The sequence below is a fragment of the Klenkia sp. PcliD-1-E genome (assembly GCF_024124375.1).
Lineage (GTDB): Bacteria > Actinomycetota > Actinomycetes > Mycobacteriales > Geodermatophilaceae > Klenkia.
Genome location: NZ_JAMXRZ010000002.1, coordinates 48,010 through 67,528 on the forward strand (window position 1 = coordinate 48,010; position 19,519 = coordinate 67,528).

Here is a 19,519-nt window from a genome sequence, read left to right on the forward strand (position 1 = left end):
CGCGCGCTTGCCGTGCCCGGGTGGGCGGAGTAGGTCTATCCGGCCGGGTCAGGGTCCGCGGGGATTGAAACGGCGCGCGTGACCGCAGCGGTGACTACCAGGTTTCAAGAGGAGCAGCGATGAGCGGACTGCACAGTGCCGCGATGCAGGATGAATTCGACATCACCGCGACCTGGACCGAGGAAGCCGTCCGGGCGCTCGGGCCAGGTCACGCGGTACCTGCGGGCTGCCGGGGTTCGGGCAGCGTTGGGTCGCTGCGGTGGCTGGCTGACCGGTTGGCTCTAAACCCGGGTGACCTGCTACTAGACGTCGGTTCCGGTGTCGGCGGCCCAGCCGCGTGGGTGGCCCGGGATCGCCAGGTGCGGCCGGTGTGCCTGGAACCGATGGCCGGTGCGGTGCGTGCCTCGCGCCACCTGTTCGGTTTGCCGTCTGCCGCTGCGATGGGACGGTCGCTCCCGGTGTCCTCCGGGGTCGCCGCGGCGGCTTGGAGCTTGGGCGTGCTGTGCACGACCGTCGACAAGGCCGCGGTGCTGGCTGAGTTGTACCGCGTACTGCGTTCTGGTGGCAGGCTGGGACTGCTCGTGTTTGTGCAGGTCGCCCACGTGTTGCCGACTCCCCCGCCGGAGGGCAATTCATTTCCTACCGAGAACGCCCTAAACGCACTACTCAGGGCGGCCAGCTTCGACGTGTTGGACCAGGCAGTCGCCCATATGGACGACAACCCACCGGGTTGGGACGACGCAGCCTCCGCCGTCGCCGCCGAGGTGCAGCGCCGTCACGGCACAGACCCCCGCTTTGAGCGCTCGGCCCGGCAGTCGGCACGGATGGGGGCCCTGCTGTCTGCCGGGGCGGTCCGCCCGACGCTCCTCGTGGCCGCACGAGGATCGTCACGCGGTGTTGCAGCAAACGCCGAACCAGACATTCCTATTCTGTAACTGCACCGGGCGTGGGCGCGAATGGCACGACAAGCACGGCCTGTCGAGCGAGCTCATCGTTTTCTATGCCTTTGGCCTCGTTGCGGGCTCTCCAATTTCGGACACACCTGCGGGATTATCGACGGTTGCGGACGGTCAATCTGCCCCGCCGACACGCCCACCGTGACGGTGCATGACACCGCGCGGCGGCAGCACGTACCCGGTGGCAGATGCCGTTGTCTGTGGATGCCGACGCCGGAGCCACACTTCTACACCCTGGGCCAGTACGGCATGTGTGCCGCCTCTGCGAGCCCATTGCGAACCGACGGGAGTTGTTACCGTGTTCTGGGCCGCCCCGCCTTAGCCGCAGCCCGGGCCATTACGGCCGGAACGACTACGATCACAACTCGCAACTGTGCTTCAAGATACCTGCCCCGAGGTGGCGAAGATCGATTCTGTGTCAACCCTTCGAGCGAGCACAGCTGCACAACCCAGGCGCGCCGCCGAGTGACGACCTGAGTTGTCCTCTTGACCCCTACAAAAACCGCAAGAGCGGAACGCTTGAAGGTCGACTCGGCCGTCCCAGAACGTGGGATGGGGTTCTATGCGTACCCGTGAACGTTCCGCGTGCGCGGTGATGATCACCCGTAATTGGGGCCAACCCAGCTGCGCAACCCCCAGGTCAGGTCGCCGGCGGGGACCTGGTGGCGGACGGCGGCGCCGCACCGGTTACCTTCCGCGGTCGACGCTCACATCACGCCGGAGGACCCCATGAAGACCCGCGACCTCGCCTACGTCGCGCTGTTCGCCGCGCTCACGGCGGTGCTCGGGCTCGTCCCGGCGATCAACGTGGGGCCGGTGCCGATCACCGCCCAGACGTTGGGGGTGATGCTGGCCGGCTCAGTGCTGGGCGCCCGCCGGGGCTTCCTGGCCCTGGCGCTGTTCCTGGTGCTGGTCGCCGTGGGCCTGCCGGTGCTGCCCGGTGGCGGGGGTGGCCTGGCCGTCTTCGCCGGGCCGACCGGCGGGTACCTCGTCGCCTGGCCCTTCGCCGCCGGGGTGGTCGGCGCGATCACCGAGTGGAGCTGGAACCGGTACCACCTGGGCTGGGCCCTGCTGGCCAACGCCGTCGGCGGCATCGTGGTCGTCTACGCGGTCGGCGTGCCGGTCCTGGCCGCGGTGCTGGACCTCTCCCCCGGTGTCGCGCTGAGCACCGGCGCCGCCCCCTTCCTGGTCGGTGACGCGGTCAAGGTCGGGATCGCCTCGGTGGTGGCCGTCCAGGTCCGCCGGGCCTACCCGGTCATCGAGCGGCCGCGCCGGGCGGCAGCCGCGTCGTGAGGGGACGGCGGTCGGCCGCCGCCACGGCGGTCGCCGACCCCTCCCGGGGCATCGAGCTGCGCGGCGTCGGGCACGCCTACGCCCAGCGCGCGGTGCTGGACGATCTGAACCTGGTGCTCACGAAGGGGACTGCTGCACGGAAAGGTGACAGTTCGGGTCAGGCGGCCCGGGCCTTCGCAGGTTTCGATCATCTCGCACTCGATGGGTGTGAGGTGGCCGAGGGCGGCTTGCCGCAGTCGGCGGTGGTAGGTCCGTTCAATCCAGGTGACGATCGCGATCCGCAGCTGCTGCCGGGTGACCCAACGTTGCCGGTCGAGCACGTTCTTCTGCAGCAGCGCGAAGAAGGACTCCATCGCCGCGTTGTCCCCAGCGGCGCCGACGCGGCCCATCGATCCGACCAGGCCGTGGGCGCCCAGGGCGTGCACGAACCGGCGGGACTGGAATTGCGATCCCCTGCCGGAGTGGACGGTGCAGCCGGCGACGTCGTTCCCGCCGGTGGCCCGTCGGGCGATGGCGGACTCCAGCGCTGCCACGGCCAGCCGGGACTGCATCCGGGCATCCATGGCGTAGCCGACGATTCGGTTGGAGTGCACGTCCTTGACCGCGCAGAGGTAGAGCTTGCCCTCGGCCGTGGGTGCTCGGTGATGTCGGTCAACCACAACCTGTCGGGCCGATCGGCGGCGAACATGCGCTGGACCTGGTCATCGTGCACCGGCGGCCCGGGCCGGCCAGCCTTGTCGGGCGGGGCTTGCCGAGCGCAGACCACCAGCTCATCGCCGAGCACAGCGCCCACGCGGTGCGCTCAGCCATCGGCTCCCCGGCGCTAGCTGTACCCGGCCAGGACGTTGGTGACGTTCAGGCCACTTGATCGTGGGAGGACCTCCGGGTGGGGTGTGGCTTGTCGAAGGCCCACATCCGCCCGGAGGTCCTCGTGTCTCACGCTAATGCCCGCACCACGCCGTTAGGCCGGTTGTTGATCGTCGAGCGGGCTGCCGCTGGGTGGCCGCTGGCGCACATCGCGGCGGCGATGGGGATCTCCCGAAAGTGTGTGCGCACGTGGGTAGCCCGCTTCCAGTCCGAGGGCGTGGCTGGTCTGGTCGACCGGTCCTCCCGCCCGCACGTCAGTCCCACCCGCACGTCGGCAGAGGCGGTGGCCGACGTGGTTGCCGCCCGCCGGCGGCTGCGCTGTGGTCCCGACGGGATCGCTTCGGCCACCGGGGTGCCGGCCCGCACGGTTTCTCGGGTGCTGGCCCGCGAAGGCATGCCGCGCCTGGCCCTGCTGGACCGCATCAGCGGAGAGGTCATCCGCTCGTCCAAGCAGACCGCGGTCCGCTACGGACGCGACCGTCCCGGCGAGCTGGTGCACATGGACGTCAAGAAGCTCGGGCGCATCCCCGCCGGTGGCGGCTGGCGAGTCCATGGCCGCGCCGCGGGCTCCACCAGCCGCGACCGAGCCACCAAGGTCGGCTTCGACTACGTGCACTCCCTGGTCGATGACCACTCCCGGCTGGCCTACTCCGAGGTGCTCGACGATGAGCGAGGCACCACCTGCGCAGGCTTTTTCATCCGCGCAGCTGCCTACTTCGCCGACCATGGCATCCCCACCATCGAGCGCCTGATGACCGACAACGCCTGGGCCTACAAACAATCCCTCAAGGGCGTGTGCGCCCAGCTGGGCATCCGGCAGAAGTTCATCCGCCCGCACTGCCCGTGGCAGAACGGCAAGGTCGAACGACTCAACCGCACCCTGGCCACCGAGTGGGCCTACCGGCAGCCCTGGACCGACAACGACCAGCGCACCGCAGCCCTTGCCGGCTGGCTCGAGCACTACAACACTCAACGCCGCCACTCAGCACTCGGCGGCAGGCCCCCGACCAGCCGACTGACACCAACCTGATGGCCGGGTACAGCTAGGGGCGCGCATCGACACGGGTGGGGTTCTCCGTCCGGGTGGGGGTGTGGGCAGTGCTGCGCCGGGCGCGGAACCCGGGCACGAGGAACAGGGTCAGGACCGGGACGAGGTAGACCAGGTAGGCCACGGTCTCCAGGACCGTCGGCCGCGCCGAGATGTGGAACACGCCGTCGAGGACGACGCCGTACCAGCTCCCCGGGACCAGCCAGCCGGAGGCGTCGTAGGCGTAGGTGCTCAGCCCGGGCAGGACGCCGGCTTCCTGGAAGTCGTGCACGCCGTACTTGAAGATGCCGGCGGCGATGAAGATCAGCAGGACACCGCTGATGGTGAAGAAGCGGGTCAGGTTGACCCGGAGGGCGCCGGCGTACAGGGCCGCCCCGATCGCGATGGCAGTCACCAGCCCGGCGCTCAGCCCAAGGACCGGGGTGGCGCTGACCGCCCCCTGCGCCGAGGCGAAGAACAGCAGCGTGGTCTCCAGCCCCTCGCGGATGACGGCGGCCAAGGCGATGCCGACCACGGCGCCCAGCCCCAGCCCCACCGCGTCGTCGAGGCGACCGCGCAGCTCCCCGGACAGCTTCCTGGCGGTGCGCCGCATCCAGAAGACCATCCAGGTGACCAGGCCGACGGCCACCACCGAGGTGACGGCGTCGAACAGCTCCTGGCCGGGGCCCCCGAGCACGGTCGAGGACACGTAGGACAAGACGGCGCCGAACCCGACCGACAGGACGACCGCGGCGCCGACCCCGGCCCAGACGGGCACCAGGTGCTGTCGGCGGCCGGTCTTGACGAGGTAGGCGACCAGCACGCTGACGACGAGGACCATTTCCAGGCCCTCGCGCAGGCCGATCAGGTAGCTCGGGAAGAAGACTTGACCCACGGGACACCTCCATCTCCGCCCCCACCGCTCGGCAAGGCCAGCCTGACCTTAGGTGGACGCCGCGCGTCACCGAACCGGCGTTCTCAGTGAATCCTCAGCGGCCGACTCCACCTGGGAGAACGCTGAGGACCACCCAGGTGCCGTCCAGGAAGTCGCTGGCCGGCGCACAGGCAGGTCTCGCTGGATGACCGGCATGACCACAGCTCGGGTACGGCTGATCCTCGGCGTCCAGCTCGTGCTGGCCGGTGTCCTGTACACCGTCGGCGTCGGCCGGTCCGGGTGGGCGAACGCCTACTACGCCGCCGCCGCCCAGGCCGGTGCGACCAGCTGGCACGCGTTCCTCTTCGGTGCCTTGGACCCGGCCGGGGGGATCACCGTCGACAAGCCTCCCGCGGCGTTGTGGCTGATGGCCGGTTCGGTCCGGCTGTTCGGGTTGACCCCGCAGGCCCTGCTCTGGCCCCAGGCAGCGTGCGGGGTCGCGGCGGTGGGCCTGCTGTACCTGACGGTGCGGCGGCACAGCAGCCCCGCGGTGGGTTTGATGGCCTCCGGGATCCTGGCCGTGACGCCGGTGGTCACCCTGATGGCCCGGTACGACAACCCCGACACCCTCATGACGCTGCTGCTGGTCGGCGCTGCCTACGCCGTCACCCGAGCGGTGGACCGACACAGTGGCGGCACGGGGTGGGTGGTGCTGGCCGGGGCGCTGGTGGGGCTGGCGTTCCTGACCAAGCAGGTACAGGGCCTCCTCGTGCTCCCGGCGTTGGCGGCCGTTCTCCTCGTGGCCGGACCGGGCGGGTTCGGTCGTCGGCTGCTCCGTGCGTTGGCCGGCGCGGCGGCCACGGTCCTCGCTGCGGGCTGGTGGGTGTTGGTCGTCCTGCTGACGCCGGCGCAGCAGCGTCCCTACATCGGGGGGACCGCGACCAACAGCATCTGGGAGCTGACGCTGGGCTACAACGGGCTCGGCCGGCTGAACGGGGCGGGTGCGAACGGCACGCACGCGGCCAACTACGGCAGGCTGTTCGGGTCTGCGGCCGACGAGGCGGGGTGGCTGCTCCCGGCCGCGCTCGCCCTGCTGGTGGCCGGGTGGGTGGTGACCCGCGGTCGGCCACGCCGCGACCCGCTGCGGGCCGGCCTGGTCCTGTGGGGCGGCTGGCTGCTCGTGGTCGGCGTGGTGCTCAGCAGCCTGCGCGGCATCTCCCACAGCTACTACACGATCGAGCTTGCACCCGCGGTCGCCGCGGCCGTGGCGCTGGGGGGTTCGGCGGTGTGGACGGTCCGGTCGCGGGTCGACTGGGCCCGTCCCTTCCTGGCCGTCGTCCTCGGGGTGTCGGCCCTCTACGCCTGCCTGGTGCTGGCCCTGCAGCCGGCCTGGCCGGTGGTCGCGATCCCGGTGGTGGCCGTCGCCGGTGTCGTGGCGATCGTGGCCCTGGTCCTCGAGCCCTCGGCCCGCGCCGACCGACCGATGCGGGTGCTCGCGGTCACCGCGGCTCTGGTGGCGCTGCTGGTCGGCCCGGCCACGTGGTCGATGGCCACGGCGCGGTCGGTGCACCAGGGCGCCAACGTGCAGGCCGGGCCGGGGGTGACCGACCTGGTCACCCCGCCGGGCCTGGTGCCGGGCAGCCGGGTCCCTGCAGCGGTGGCCGACCTCGTCGGTCGGGGCGCTGCCGGGTACGACTGGGCTGCGGTGATGACCGGCCGCTACGCCGCGCAGGTCCAGCTCACCTCCGGCGCACCGGTGCGCATGCTGGGTGGCTTCACCGGCGGCGATCCCGACCCCTCGTTGGTGGCCTTCCAGGAGCTGGTGGCCGCCGACCGCATCCACTACCTGGTGGTCGAGGCCGGCAACCTGCACGCCGCCCCGGACTCCACCGCCGGCCAGATCACCTCCTGGGTGCTCGGCGCGTTCCCGGAGCAGCAGTTCCAGGGCTGGCTGGTATTCGACCTGACCCGACCCGGTGGACAGGCCCCGGTCTGAGCCCACCCACGAGCGCAGACGGGCCCCGGAGCGGCTGCTCCGAGGCCCGTCTGGTGGGGTGTCAGTCCTGCGGGTCGTTCGGCCCCTCCGGCTGGTCGGCGCCGTCGGCGGGGTCACCGGCGTCCCCTGCCTGCTGGGCCAGCACGGTCCCGTTGCCGGCGTCCACCGTCACCTCCGTGACCGTGCCGTCGGCGCCGGTGACCTCCACGCTGTAGACGACGAACCCGCTCTCGCTATCCAGGTCGGTCTCGGACACCGTCCCGGGTACCGCCGCCACCGCAGCCTGCTCGGCCTGCGTCTGCGTGACGGTGGCCAGCGCCTCGAGGGCGGCCTTCTCGGCCGCGTCGCTGCCGGAGGTCTCCTGGCCGTCGGGTACCTCGGTGGTGGCCGGGGCGGGCACCGACCCGGTGAACGTCGGGTCGGCCGCGTCCTGCTCGCTGCCCGGGCCGCCGTCGGCGCCGTCGGCGGTCTCGCCGTCGGTCTGGGCGGTGTCCGAGGCCGTGGCGGTGTCACCGTCGGGGCCACTCGCCGCGGCGATCGAGGCACCTCCGCCGACGATGACGGCGGTGGCCAGCCCGGCAGCGGCCAGGCTCTTCTTGGTCAGGCGCAGCTTCATGTTTCCTCCTGGTTCCGGCGGGGCGATCTCGCCCTGCGTCAGCCACCTTGCGCCGAGGGCACTGAGACGACGCTGAGACAGCTGTGCGGGCACACAGCCGCGCCTCGCGGCGTCCGGTCCTGCACCGCCTCCGGGCACCTACGCTCCCGACGTGGACCCGACCGGCACGGCCTCCCGGCAGGCCCGGCTCCCGGGAGGTCGAGTGGGGGTGCGAGCGCGGGCCACGGCCGCCGCGGTGGCCGTCGTCGCACTCGCCCTGGCCGGGTCGGCGTTCGTCCTCGTTGGCCTTGTCAATCGCACCATCCAGGAGACGGTGACCACGGCCGCGAGCACACGGGTGCAGGAGATCGCCGCCGGCCTGGACGGGCGAGGCGCGTCCGACCAGCCCGTCCTGGGCTCCGAGGACGGCGCGCTGGTCCAGGTGCTGCGGGGGGACCGGGTGGTGGCGGCCAGCCCCGACCTGGTGGGGGTTGCGCCGCTCACGGCGATGACCCCTGGACCAGGGCAGGAGCAGGCCAGCCGCGTCGACGGCTCGCTCGTCGGTGAACCCGGTGACAGCTACCGCCTCGTCGTGCTGGGGGTGAACCCCTCGACCGGTGCCGACCGCGTCGTCGCCGTCCAGTCCCTCGCCGTGGCCGAGGACACCGCTGCCCTGGTCTCCCGGCTGGCACTGGTCGGCGTGCCGGTGCTGCTCGCGGTGGTGGCGGCGGCGACCTGGTGGTCGGTCGGGCGGGCACTGCGGCCCGTCGAGGCCATCCGGGCCCGGACCGCGCGCATCGGCGCCGACGACCTCTCCGCGCGGGTCCCCCAGCCCGGCACCCGGGACGAGATCGCAGCCCTGGCGTCGACCATGAACGCGATGCTGAGCCGGCTGGAGGCCTCGGCGGCACGTCAACGGTCCTTCGTCTCCGATGCCGGGCACGAGCTGCGCAGCCCGATCGCCACCATCCGGACCGAGACCGAGGTGGCACAACGGGTGGGTGCCTCCGACCGCACCCACCAGGTGGTCCTCGACGAGGCCGTGCGCCTGGAGCGCCTGGTGACCGACATGCTGACCCTCGCCAGCACCGACGAGGGGCATGGCCGCGTCGGCCACCGCCAGGACGTCGACCTCGACGACCTGCTCTCGGCCGAACGCTCGCGACTGCGTGCCCGGGCCGGGTTGCAGGTGTCCGGCGAGGTGGCACCCGCACGCGTGTGGGGCGATCCCGGGGCGCTGGCCCGGGTGGTCCGCAACGCCGTCGACAACGCCGTGCGGCACAGTCGTGGCCGGGTGCACCTCAGCTGCGGTCCGGCGGCCCGTGGCGGGGCCGACGGTCGAGACGGCGGCGCCTGGTTCGCCGTGGAGGACGACGGGCCCGGCATCCCGGTCGCAGACCGCGAACGGGTCTTCGGCCGGTTCGTGCGGCTGGACGAGGCGCGGGCCCGGGAGGACGGTGGCTCCGGGCTTGGCCTGGCCATCGTGCGCGACATCGTGACCGCTCACGGTGGCGAGGTCCGGTTCACCGACCCCCAGCTCCTGCCCGGAGCGCGGCTGCTGGTGGAACTGCCGGCTCAGCCTCCCCCGGGTTCGAGCAGGTAACCCGCACCGCGCACCGTCCGGATGCTCGCCCGGCCGAACGGCACGTCGATCTTGCGGCGCAGGTACCCCACGTAGATCTCCACGTTGTTGACGTCGCCGTCGAAGGCGTCGTCCCAGACCTCCTGCAGGATCGTGGTCTTGTTCAGCACCCGGTCGGGGTTGCTCATCAGGAAGGCCAACAGGGAGAACTCCCGGGGGGTCAGCGCGATGGGCGTCTCCCCCCGGCTGACCCGGTGGCGGGCCGGGTCCAGGACCAGGTCGCCCGCCCTGAGCACCGGGACCGACGTCGCCCCGGCCCGACGGGTCAGCGCACGGAGGCGGGCGGTCAGCAGGACGAAGGAGAACGGCTTGGTGAGGTAGTCATCGGCGCCCAGGTCGAAGGCGTCGGCCTGGTCGTACTCGCCGTCCTTGGCGCTGAGCATCATCACCGGGGTGGTGACGCCGCCACCGCGCAGCTCCTCCAGCACCCGGTAGCCCTGCAGACCCGGCAGCATGATGTCCAGCACCACGACGTCGTACCCCCCGCGCAGCGCGGCGTCGCGGCCGCTGATGCCGTCGTGGGCGAGGTCCACCGCGTGCCCTTCGGCGCGCAGGCCCCGCGCGATGGCGTGGGTCAGCCCCACCTCGTCGTCGACGAGCAGCACCTTCACGACGCCGCCTTACGACGGGCGACGGGGGAAGGACGGTGCACCGCTGGTCGCCCGCTCAGCGGACCGAGGAACCGGACGCGGCCTCGACCTCGACCGGGGGCAGCTGGTCCCGCTTGCTGACGGCCAGGTAGGACACGACCGCCAGGATGGTGACCAGGAACAGGATGCTGGTCACCGTCGTCCCCAGTCCGAGGCCGCCGTCGGCCTTGGCCTGCGAGAGACCGTCGCCCAACGAGGCGCCCAGCGGTCGGGTCAGGACGTAGGCGATCCAGAAGGTCAGCACGGCGTTGGCCTTGAACACCAGGTGGCTGGCCGCGACGGCCCCGATGAGGGCGGCGAACAGCAGCGCGGAGAGCCAGTACCCGGCGCCCAGCTTCTCGGCGATGAGGTCACCGGCAGCCGTGCCCAGCGCGAAGGTGAACAGGATGGCCAGCCAGTAGAAGGCCTCCCGGCGGCGGGTGACGATGGAGTGGATCGACAGCGTCTTCTCCGAGGCGTACCAGGCACCGAACGTGATCGCCAGGGCCACGCTGAACAGGGCCGTGGTGACCGGCAGGGGGACGCCGGCGTTGTCGGTGAGGTTGTCGGTGACCAGCGTGCCCACCACGCTGATCAGCACGACGGTGGCCCAGTACAGCGGGGGGACGTACCGGCGGGCCTTGAACTGGAAACCGAGCACGACGAGGAACAGGGCCCCGACGACGACGGTCGTCCCGGTCAGGCCGAACCCCAGCGTGCCGTTGAGGTAGTCCGCGGCCGTCTCCCCGACCGTCGTGGCCAGGATCTTGATGACCCAGAACCAGATCGTGACCTCGGGGACCTTGTTGAGCAGTGCGCGCCCCGTCGAGGAGGCAGGAGAGTTGGTCATGGACGGCAGCGTCGGGCACCTGTTCTGCACACGACCTGAACACCTCGCCCCGGCGCCGTCCGGCCTGCGCGGGTGTCACCCATGATGGCGACATGAGCGCGCAGGAGCCTCGGGTGCTGGTGGTGGAGGACGACCACGGACTGCGGGACGTGCTGGCCCGGGGTCTGCGCGAGCACGGCATGGTCGTCGTGACCGCGCGGGACGGCACCGGCGCCCTGGGGGCGTTCCGATCCGGTGCCGCGGGCGCCTTCGACGCCGTCGTCCTCGACATCGGTCTGCCCGACTCCGACGGCCGCGACGTGTGCCAGGCCCTGCGGGCGCAGGGCCTCACCGCACCCGTGCTCTTCCTCACCGCCCGTGACCAGCTGCACGACGTGCTGTCCGGGTTCGCCGCCGGCGCCGACGACTACCTGGCCAAGCCCTTCCACCTCAGCGAGCTGGTTGCTCGGCTGCGGGTGGCGCTGCGTCGCGCGGTGACCGCGCGCCCGGCCGCGACGGGCATGGCGCTGGACCCCACCACGCACGCGCTGGTCGGCCCGGCCGGTGCCCAACGGCTGACGCCGACGGAGTTCCGGGTGCTGGCCGCCCTGATGGCCCGGCCGGGTGAGGTCGTCCGTCGCCGGGACCTGCTGGCCGCCGGCTGGCCGGACGGCGCGCAGGTCGCGGACAACACGCTGGACCAGTACGTGGCACGGCTCCGCCGCAAGGTCGACGCCGCCGGCGAGGCGGGCCGGTCGATCTCGACGGCCCACGGCGTGGGCTACACCTTCCGGTGAGCAGTCGAGGTGCCCGCGCCAGCTTGCGGACCCGGCTGTCCTGGTCGGCCACCTTGGTGGTGGCGCTGTGGGTGTTCCTGCTCGCGGTCGGTGCGAACGAGCTGCTGGCCCGGGTGCTGGCCGACCAGGCCGACAACGTCCTGCAGGCGCGTGCCGAGGCAGTGGCGCAGACCGTGGACGTCGCCGGCGACGGGTCGGTGTCGGTGCTGGACGCCCGCGACGACCAGGCACTCGACGTCGGCACCTGGATCATCGACGGCACCGGCGGGGTGGTCGAGAGCCCCCCGGGCAGCTCGGCCCGCCTGGATGCCGAGGCCGTAGCCCTCGCCGCAGGGGGCGCCGGGACGGTCGACGTGACGGCTGGGGAGACGCTCCGGCTGCGATCGTTGCCCCTCGTGGACGACAGCCGTCAGGTGGCGGCGGTGGTGACCAGCACTTCCCTGTCTCCCTACCAGCAGGTGGAGCGCGCTGCGCTGCTGGGCAGCATCGGGGTGGCCTTCCTGCTGGTGGTCGTCGTCCACCTCGTGCTGCGGGCCAACGTCAGCCGCGCACTGCGACCGGTGCAGCAGATGAGCGCTCAGGCCGAGCGCTGGAGCGCCGACGACGGCGACCAACGCTTCGGCGACGCCCCCCGACCCGCCGAGCTCGCCGAGCTCGCCGAGACCCTGGACCAGTTGCTCGACCGCCAGGCAGCCGTGCTGCGGCACGAACAACGGTTCTCCGAGGAGCTCTCGCACGAGCTGCGCACCCCGCTGGCGCGCGTCCAGGCCGAGGTGGACCTGCTCAACGCGCACCCCCGCGACGCCCGACAGCTCGCCGACGCCCACGCCGCCATCGACCGCTCCACCCGAGCCATGGCGGCCATCCTGGACACCATGCTCTCCGCTGCCCGCACCGGGGACGCCGTCACGCCGGGCCGCACCCGCCTCGCCGACGCCCTGGAGCACCTGGCCGACCTGGACGGTCGCGACGCGGGCGTCCCGGTCACCGTGCGGTGCGACCGGTCCGTGGTGGTGGGCGTCGACAAGGACGTCGTCATCCGTGCTCTGTCCCCGATCGTCGGGAACGCTGCCCGCTTCGCGCGCACCGGCGTCGCCGTCCGGGCCACCCGCGAGGGCGGCGTCGTCCGGATCGCGGTGTCCGACGACGGGCCGGGCATGTCCGAACCGGTGGCCGCACGCGCCTTCGACCCGGGCTTCCGGGGCGATCCCGCCGACGGGCATCCCGGTGCCGGCCTCGGCCTGTCCCTGACCCGGCGGTTGGTGGTCGCCGCCGGGGGAACGGTGCACGCAGTGGCCTCCCCCGACGGTGGTCTGGTCGTGGTCGACCTCCCGCCCGGCTGAGCACCCGTTCAGGCGATCGTCAGGTCCGGCGTCGCAGGGTCGAGGCCATGACCGGCTTCCTGGACCCGACCCACCTGATCAACACCTTCGGCCTGATCGGCATCATGGCAATCCTATTCGCCGAGACCGGGCTCCTGGTGGGGTTCTTCCTCCCCGGCGACTCACTGCTGTTCACCGCCGGCCTGCTGGTCGCCGGCGGGCTCGTCGCACCGCTGTGGGTGCTGCTGCTCCTGCTGCCGGTGGCGGCGGTCGCGGGCAACCTCGTCGGGTACTGGATCGGCCGCAAGGCCGGGCCGGCGGTGTTCGACCGGCCCGATTCCCGGCTGTTCAAGGCCGAGTACGTCACCCGGTCCCGGGACTTCTTCGACCGCAACGGTGCCCGCACGATCGTGCTGGCGCGGTTCGTGCCCGTGGTGCGCACCTTCGCCACGGTCATGGCCGGGGCCTCGCGCATGGACTTCCGGCGCTACTTGCTGTTCTCGGTCATCGGTGGCGTGGCCTGGACCGCGGGGGTGACGCTGATGGGGTTCTGGCTGGGCCAGATCGCCTTCGTCCGCGACCACGTCGAGCTGTTCGTCCTCGGCGTCGTGGCGCTGTCGCTGGTGCCCGTGGCGCTCGAGGCTGTCCGCGGCCGTCGGCGCAGCTCCCGGGCCTGAGCACACCAGTCGCCATCGAGCAGGCGACCGGCCCGGAGGACCGCGAGGCACGCCAGCACCAGGCACACCACGGCGAGCAGCAGCTGGTGCACGATCGCCTCCCCGGCAGCAGAACCGCGGATCCTGTGCCGCAGCTGTTCGTGCACCACCTTCCTGGTGCTGGCCTGCAGATGCCCTGTACGGCACAGGCCACCTGTGGAGCCGCTCAGGAGCGGTCCGGCGTTCAGATCATCTGCAGGTCGGCGTTCCTAGCGTCGACCCGTGATCGGCAACCAGGTCCCATCGGCCCCCCGGCTGGGTGCACGACAGGCGGGGGTGGTCCTCGCCGGCGAGCTCGTGCTCGCCGCGCTGCTGTACACCGTCGGAGCCGGCCGCTCCGGTTGGGGCACCGCCTACTACGCGGCCGCGACGCAAGCCGGCTCGCTGTCCTGGAAGGCGTTCCTGTTCGGCTCCCTGGACCCGGCCGGCGGCATCACCATCGACAAGCCCCCCGCATCGATCTGGCTCAGCGCCCTGTCGGTCCGTCTCCTCGGGCTCAGCCCGGAGGCCGTGCTGTGGCCCCAGGCCGCCTGCGGGGTGGCCACGGTGGCGCTGCTGTACGCGGTCGTCGCACGGCAGGCCGGCCGGCCCGCCGGGCTGCTGGCCGCCGGTCTGCTGGCCGTCACACCGGTCTTCACGCTCATGGCGCGGTACAACAACCCCGACGAACTGATGGTCCTGCTGCTGGTGGCCGCCGCCTGGGCCACCGTCCGGTCGCTGGACGGCGGTCGGGCCGCCCTGCTGTGGACGGCCCTGGCCGGTGCGTTCATCGGTGCGGCGTTCCTCACCAAGCTGGGTCAGGCCCTCCTGGTCCTGCCCTGCCTCGCTCTCGTGGTCGTGGTCTTCGGGCCCGGCTCCTGGTGGCGGCGGGCAGGCCACCTCGTGGTCGGCGGTGCCGCCGCCGTCGCCGCGGCGGGCTGGTGGGTCCTGCTCGTACAGCTCACACCCCCGGCCGACCGCCCCTACGTCGGCGGGTCGACCGACAACAGCGTGCTGGGACTGGCCCTCGGTTACGACGGGTTCGACCGGCTCACCGGGTCCAGCCCCACCGGCCACTCCCCCGACTGGACCCGCCTGCTGGTCAGCGGGGGCCAGCAGGCGGGTTGGCTGCTCCCCGCAGCAGCCTTCCTCGCGGTGCTCGGGTTCCTGTGCGTCCGCCGCCGGCCACGGACCGACCCCCAGCTCGCATTCATCCTGCTGTGGGGCGGCTGGCTGGTCGGGGTCGGCGTCGTGCTGTCGTCGCTCAAGGGCACCTTGCACAGCTACTACAGCGTCCAGCTGACCCCCGCGGCCGCCGCGCTGGTGGCCATCGGGGTGACGCTGCTCTGGGACCGGTCCCGCTCACCTGCACGGCAGGTCGCCGTACCGGCCCGGTGGGCACTCGCCGGCACGGTGGTGGGGTCGGCGATGTGGATGGCCGGGTTGGTCTCCTCCGCCACCCCGTGGGGCCTGGCGGTGGCCGGCGCCGTCGTCCTCACCGGCCTCGCGGCAGCGGGGGTGCTCCTGGTCGGACCTGGCGCCAGTCGCTCCCTCCGCGGTCTGGCCGCCTCGCTCGCGGTGCTCAGCGCCTGGCAGCTCCAGCCGCCCTGTCGGTGGCGACCGCGCAGGCCGTGCACCACGGCTCCGGGCCGCGCGCCGGGGTGGGGAACTCGGCGATCGCCGCGACCGAGATCCCGGCCGAGGTCGTCGCCGTGGTCAGGGAGGGCGCCGCGGGCCACCGCTGGGCCGCCGGTGTGCCCGGCCGGGTCGCCGCCGACGTCCAACTGGCCACGGGCGTCCCGGTTCTCGAACTCGGGGGCTACAAGACCGCCGATCCCTTCCCCACCCTGCCGCAGTTGCAGCAGTGGGTGCGCGACGGGGCGATGCACTACCTGCTCCTGCGCGACGGGTCCGCCGGCGGGGCGGTGTCGTCGGTGACCCGCTGGGCGACATCGACCTTCCCGGCCGTCGACGTGGCGGGGTGGACGGTCGTCGACCTGACCGCTCCACCGGCCGACGGCGGAACCCCGTCGTGAAGGCGGGTACCCGCTGGGTGGCGACGCGGCCGGGGGCGCGCGGTGTGCTCCGGCGTCTGGCATCCGTGTGGTCGGTGCGCCCGGCTCCGTTGCGGCGGACCGTCGACCGCGTCGAGGCCGCGGTGCGGTGGGTTGGCCTGCTGGCGGTGTCGGCGTCGATCGCGCTCGCCGTCGTCCTCGGGGTGCACGTCGACCGGCAGGCAGCGGCCCGTGCCGACAGGCTGGCCGCCACCGAGGTGCAGGTCGACGCCGTGGTCACCGCGCCCAGCCAGGACCTCCTCACCGGCCCGGGTTCCCGCGCCGGCCGTGCACCCGTGAGGTGGACGGCTCCCGACGGCTCGACGCACCGGGACGACGTCACGACCCAGGTCTCGGCCCGTCCCGGCGACGTGGTCACCGTGTGGGTGTTGCGGGACACCGGCGTACTCGCCCCTGCCCCGCCCGCAACCCCACCGATGGCCCTGGGCGTCATCGCGGCAGGCACCGCCGCCGTCGCGGCCGCCGGGGTGGTGGGCTTGGCGTGGTCCTGCTCGAGCGCCCACCTGAGCAGGCGACGCGACCACGACTGGCAGCAGGGATGGGCCACCGTCGAACCGCTGTGGCGAGCCCGCGGCGACTGAGCGGTTGATCGGCTTCCGCACGACGGAGGAGTTGGCCGTCCGCTCACCCCGGGTTGACCCTCCGCTGACGCCACCGACCGCAGCCTGGACACCAGCGAGCAGGCGAGGTGGCCGCGAACACGGGAAGGTCCGGGATCGGGATGCAGGGGCACTGGGTGGTCACCGGAGGCGCCGGGTACGTCGGCGGACACGTCGTGCGCGCCCTGCACCGGGCCGGCGTCGACGTGGTGGTCGTGGACGACCTGTCCACCGGGTTGGCCGGCCGGCTGCCCGCCGGCGTACCCCTGCTGCTCGGACAGGTCGGCGACCGGCGGGTCCTGGACGCATGCCTGCCCGGGGCCGGTGGAGTCGTGCACCTGGCCGCGCAGACCTCCGCGCCCGGTTCGGTGCGGGATCCGTTGGCGCACTACCGGGCCAACGTCGGCGACGTCGTCACGATGACCTCGGCCATGGCGGAGCACGGCATCGGCAGGCTGGTGACGAGCTCCTCGGCCGCGGTCTACGGCGACGTGCCGGGGTCGGACCGTCGGGCCGAGACCGACCCGCTGCATCCGCAGAGCCCCTACGGGACGACGAAGATGGTGGGCGAGCGCATCCTGGCCGACCTCGTCGTCTGCGGTCTGTCCTCGGTCGCGCTCCGGTACTTCAACGTGGCCGGCGCCGGAACCCAGGTGCTGGCCGACAACAAGGTCGGCGGGCTGCCCCTGGCCGTCCTGCAGGCCCGTCGCACCGGGGAACCGGTGCCGGTCCACGGCCTGGACCACCCGACCCCCGACGGGTCGGCGGTCCGGGACTACGTGCACGCCGTCGATGTCGCCTCGGCCCACGTCGCCGCGGTCGAGCTGCTGCTCGCCGGGTCGCAGGGGGCGGCGGTGTACAACGTGGGCACCGGGATCGGCTCGTCGGTGCTGGACGTGCTGCGGGTGGCCGCCGAGGTCACCGGCGGTCCGGTGCCGCACCGGGTGCACGGACGCCGCCCGGGCGATCCGTCGCACGCCGTCGCCGATGTCTCGGCCATCGCCCGGGACCTGGGGTGGCGCGCCCGCCACGACCTCCGGGACTGCCAGCACTCGGCGTGGGAGGCCTCGGGCGGGCCCCTCCCCAGCCACGCCGGTGGGCGCCTCGTCGCCACCGGCTGAACCGGCGAGAGGGCCCGATCGCCGGACCGGGCCGGCCGCACCCGTGAGCCGGGCAGCGCGACGGCCGGCTACCGGAGCGGGGTGGCGGGGAGCAGCAGACTGAACACCGGAGGGCAGGGACTGGACACCCGCAGTCGGCCGCCCTCGGCCTCGGCCAGGGTGCGGGCCAGCGCGAGGCCGATGCCGTGGCCGTCGTCGCGGTGGGTGCCGCGGATAAACATCCGGTCCGGTTCCACCGGGTTGCTGCCCTCGTCGGCGACGTCGATGGCCAGCGCACCGCCGGCGTCGCGGACGGTCACCGTCACGGTGCCGGCGCCGTGCACGGTGGCGTTGTCCACGAGCACCCCGACGACCTGCCGAGCGGCCGCGGCCGACACCGTGGTCTGCGGCAGGTCCCCCTCCAGGTGCAGCTGCAGGCCCCGCTGCTGGCGGGCCAGCAGCGGGCCCCAGGTGTCCTCGACGTCGGCGACGAGCCGAGCCGGGTCCACCGGCGCGCCGTGGGCGCCGGTGTCCCGGGCCAGCGCGAGCAGGTCGGTGATGGTCGCCTCCAACCGGTCGGCCGAGGTCAACGCGTTCTCGATGGCCGACCGGTGCGCCGCGGCGGGCAGCTCCAGCGCGGTCTCCAGCGACAGCCGCAGGCCGGTCAGCGGGGTGCGCAGTTGGTGCGAGGCATCGGCGGAGAACGCCCGCTCCCGGTCCAGCAGGGCACCCAGGCGACCGGCGGTGGTGTCCAGCGCCGAACCGGCGGCGTCGATCTCGGCGATGCCGCTGCGCGCGGTCCGGGTGCCGAAGTCGCCCTCGCCCAGGTGCTGCGCCGCGACCGCCAGGGACTCCATCGGCTGGGCCAGGCGAGCGGCCTGCCGTCGGGCGAGCAGCCAGGTGATCCCGATCGCCGCCGCAGCGAGGGCCAGCATGCCCGCCCACGTGGCCACGATGCGCCACCGCACAGCGCTGTAGTCGGTGGCCGCGCGCACGACACCTCGGGTGGTGTCTCCGTCGACCACCGGGACGGCGACGACGAGCTGGCCGTCGACGTCGTTGGCCGTGGACACCCGCCCGTCGCCGAGCGCGTCGGCCGATGCGGGGTCCAGTTCCTGCGGCCCGTCGCCGGCGACCAGGCCCGCGTCGGTGCCGTAGAACGCCACGGCGACGTCGGCGTCACGGCCCTGTCCGGCGCCCAGGCCGGTGGGGGTGCGGCCGGCGGCGACGTCGAAGGCGACCGACACGGCGTCGACGTCGGCGATCCGCTCGAGCTCGCTCTGCTCGTCGCCGAGGTAGGACTGCGCGACCCCGTAGCCCAACGGGATGCCGAACAGGGTGGTCGCCACGACGGCGGCCAGCACCGCCTGGGCGACGATGCGACCACGCATGCTCGCCCAGCGCCGCCGGCGCACCGGCTGCGGGTCGCTCACGGCTGGTCCAGCCGGTACCCGTGCCCGCGCAGCGTGCTGATCTGGGGCTGGGGCACCCCCCGATCGTCGGCCACGACGGCGAGCTTGCGGCGGAGCGCGGCCACGTGGACGTCGAGGGTCTTGGTGGAGCCGAACCAGTGGGCGTCCCAGACGTCCTCCATCAGGGTCTCGCGGCTGACGGCGGCACCCGGCTGGGCGACGAGCCGGGCGAGGAGGTCGAACTCCTTGGTCCGCAGCGCCACCTCTGCGCCGCCGACGGTGACCCTGCGTGCGGCGAGGTCGACGACCAGGTCACCGACCTCGACCGAGGCCGCAGCAGCCGGGATCGCCGAGCTGCGCCTCAGGTGCGCCCGCACCCGGGCCAGCAGTTCACCGAACCGGAAGGGCTTGGTCAGGTAGTCATCGGCGCCGGCCTCCAGACCCACCACGATGTCCATCTCCTCCGCACGAGCGGTCAGCACCACGATCACGCAGCTCGGTTGCACAGCGCGGATGCGGCGGCACACCTCGATGCCGTCCAGGTCGGGCAGGCCCAGGTCCAGCAGCACGAGGTCGAAGGACCGGCCGGCGACGGCGTCCAGGGCGCTGCGGGCGGTGCGCTGCCAGGACACCGAGTGCCCGTGGGCCCGCAGCCCGGAGCCGAGGGCGCCCCCGATCGTCTCGTCGTCCTCCACCACCAGCAGATCCGCCATGACGGTGACGGTAGGGCCCGTCCGCGGGTCGGACGTGGCCTCCGGTGGTGCCGGGACAGGGATTTGCCTGGCGCTCACCCTGTGCCGACTGACCGCTG

At 72.9% G+C, this 19,519-nt stretch carries 17 protein-coding genes and 1 pseudogene; 11 read left to right on the plus strand and 7 right to left on the minus strand.

Translation table 11 applies throughout. The features are described from left to right. Positions 1–119: 119 nt before the first annotated feature. Positions 120–935, plus strand: coding sequence for a class I SAM-dependent methyltransferase (locus tag NH342_RS00995; protein WP_253010348.1), 816 nt, complete (start codon positions 120–122; stop codon positions 933–935). 750 nt (positions 936–1,685) lie between these two features. Next, positions 1,686–2,249 carry a biotin transporter BioY gene (locus tag NH342_RS01000; RefSeq protein WP_253010350.1) on the plus strand — a complete coding sequence of 188 codons (564 nt, stop codon included), beginning with the start codon at positions 1,686–1,688 and terminating at the stop codon, positions 2,247–2,249. A 179-nt stretch (positions 2,250–2,428) separates the two neighbouring features. Here NH342_RS01000 and NH342_RS01005 read toward each other — a convergent pair. Beyond that, a pseudogene (locus tag NH342_RS01005) lies at positions 2,429–3,074 on the minus strand (IS3 family transposase); the annotation flags it as partial. 106 nt (positions 3,075–3,180) lie between these two features. Between NH342_RS01005 and NH342_RS01010 the strand changes: the two are divergent. Then, entirely contained in the window at positions 3,181–4,146 is a 966-nt protein-coding gene (locus NH342_RS01010) for an IS481 family transposase (RefSeq protein ID WP_253010473.1), read from the plus strand. A 13-nt stretch (positions 4,147–4,159) separates the two neighbouring features. Here NH342_RS01010 and efeU read toward each other — a convergent pair whose 3' ends face one another. Beyond that, a complete protein-coding gene (gene efeU, locus NH342_RS01015) occupies positions 4,160–5,038 on the minus strand; it encodes an iron uptake transporter permease EfeU (RefSeq protein WP_253010352.1) in 879 nt (292 codons plus the stop codon). 193 nt (positions 5,039–5,231) lie between these two features. Between efeU and NH342_RS01020 the strand changes: the two genes are divergently transcribed. Further along, on the plus strand, positions 5,232–7,013 hold the full coding sequence (locus NH342_RS01020) for a glycosyltransferase family 39 protein (protein WP_253010354.1): 1,782 nt from the start codon (positions 5,232–5,234) through the stop codon (positions 7,011–7,013). Positions 7,014–7,074: 61 nt separating this feature from the next. Here the strand turns inward: NH342_RS01020 and NH342_RS01025 are convergent, their stop codons facing one another. Then, positions 7,075–7,629 (minus strand): PepSY domain-containing protein, encoded by a 555-nt coding sequence (locus NH342_RS01025; protein WP_253010356.1) that lies wholly within the window; start codon positions 7,627–7,629, stop codon positions 7,075–7,077. Between the two features lie 151 nt (positions 7,630–7,780). Here NH342_RS01025 and NH342_RS01030 point away from each other — a divergent pair, with 151 nt between their 5' ends. Further along, positions 7,781–9,211, plus strand: coding sequence for a cell wall metabolism sensor histidine kinase WalK (locus NH342_RS01030; RefSeq protein ID WP_253010358.1), 1,431 nt, complete (start codon positions 7,781–7,783; stop codon positions 9,209–9,211). On the opposite strand, the gene NH342_RS01035 is transcribed toward NH342_RS01030, so the two are convergent. Both NH342_RS01035 and NH342_RS01040 read right to left on the minus strand, forming a co-directional pair. After that, the gene (locus tag NH342_RS01035; RefSeq protein WP_253010360.1) at positions 9,184–9,861 is read right to left on the minus strand and encodes a response regulator transcription factor; all 678 of its coding nucleotides are present in this window, start codon (positions 9,859–9,861) and stop codon (positions 9,184–9,186) included. The two genes, NH342_RS01030 and NH342_RS01035, sit on opposite strands and share 28 nt — an antisense overlap. Before the next feature lie 55 nt (positions 9,862–9,916). Continuing rightward, positions 9,917–10,729: a hypothetical protein gene (locus NH342_RS01040; protein WP_253010362.1), complete on the minus strand. Its 813-nt coding sequence runs from the start codon at positions 10,727–10,729 to the stop codon at positions 9,917–9,919. Between the two features lie 92 nt (positions 10,730–10,821). On the opposite strand from NH342_RS01040, the gene NH342_RS01045 reads away from it, so the two are divergent. The 6 genes from NH342_RS01045 to galE all read left to right on the plus strand — a co-directional run bounded on the left by NH342_RS01045 (position 10,822) and on the right by galE (position 17,317). After that, positions 10,822–11,505 (plus strand): response regulator transcription factor, encoded by a 684-nt coding sequence (locus NH342_RS01045; RefSeq protein WP_253010364.1) that lies wholly within the window; start codon positions 10,822–10,824, stop codon positions 11,503–11,505. Between the two features lie 23 nt (positions 11,506–11,528). Further along, entirely contained in the window at positions 11,529–12,848 is a 1,320-nt protein-coding gene (locus tag NH342_RS01050) for a HAMP domain-containing sensor histidine kinase (protein WP_253010366.1), read from the plus strand. 47 nt (positions 12,849–12,895) lie between these two features. Further along, complete coding sequence (locus NH342_RS01055; protein ID WP_253010368.1) at positions 12,896–13,504, plus strand: DedA family protein; 609 nt, start codon at positions 12,896–12,898, stop codon at positions 13,502–13,504. Between the two features lie 261 nt (positions 13,505–13,765). Beyond that, complete coding sequence (locus NH342_RS01060) at positions 13,766–15,460, plus strand: glycosyltransferase family 39 protein (RefSeq protein WP_253010370.1); 1,695 nt, start codon at positions 13,766–13,768, stop codon at positions 15,458–15,460. A 187-nt stretch (positions 15,461–15,647) separates the two neighbouring features. Beyond that, positions 15,648–16,178 carry a hypothetical protein gene (locus tag NH342_RS01065; RefSeq protein ID WP_253010372.1) on the plus strand — a complete coding sequence of 177 codons (531 nt, stop codon included), beginning with the start codon at positions 15,648–15,650 and terminating at the stop codon, positions 16,176–16,178. A 140-nt stretch (positions 16,179–16,318) separates the two neighbouring features. Beyond that, entirely contained in the window at positions 16,319–17,317 is a 999-nt protein-coding gene (gene galE, locus NH342_RS01070) for a UDP-glucose 4-epimerase GalE (RefSeq protein ID WP_253010374.1), read from the plus strand. A gap of 68 nt (positions 17,318–17,385) precedes the next feature. On the opposite strand, the gene NH342_RS23995 is transcribed toward galE, so the two are convergent. Both NH342_RS23995 and NH342_RS01080 read right to left on the minus strand, forming a co-directional pair. Continuing rightward, positions 17,386–18,729, minus strand: a complete 1,344-nt coding sequence (locus NH342_RS23995; protein WP_253010376.1) for a HAMP domain-containing sensor histidine kinase — start codon at positions 18,727–18,729, stop codon at positions 17,386–17,388. Then, positions 18,726–19,421, minus strand: a complete 696-nt coding sequence (locus tag NH342_RS01080) for a response regulator transcription factor (RefSeq protein ID WP_253010378.1) — start codon at positions 19,419–19,421, stop codon at positions 18,726–18,728. Before NH342_RS01080 ends, NH342_RS23995 begins: the two co-directional genes overlap by 4 nt. Between the last annotated feature and the right edge of the window lie 98 nt (positions 19,422–19,519).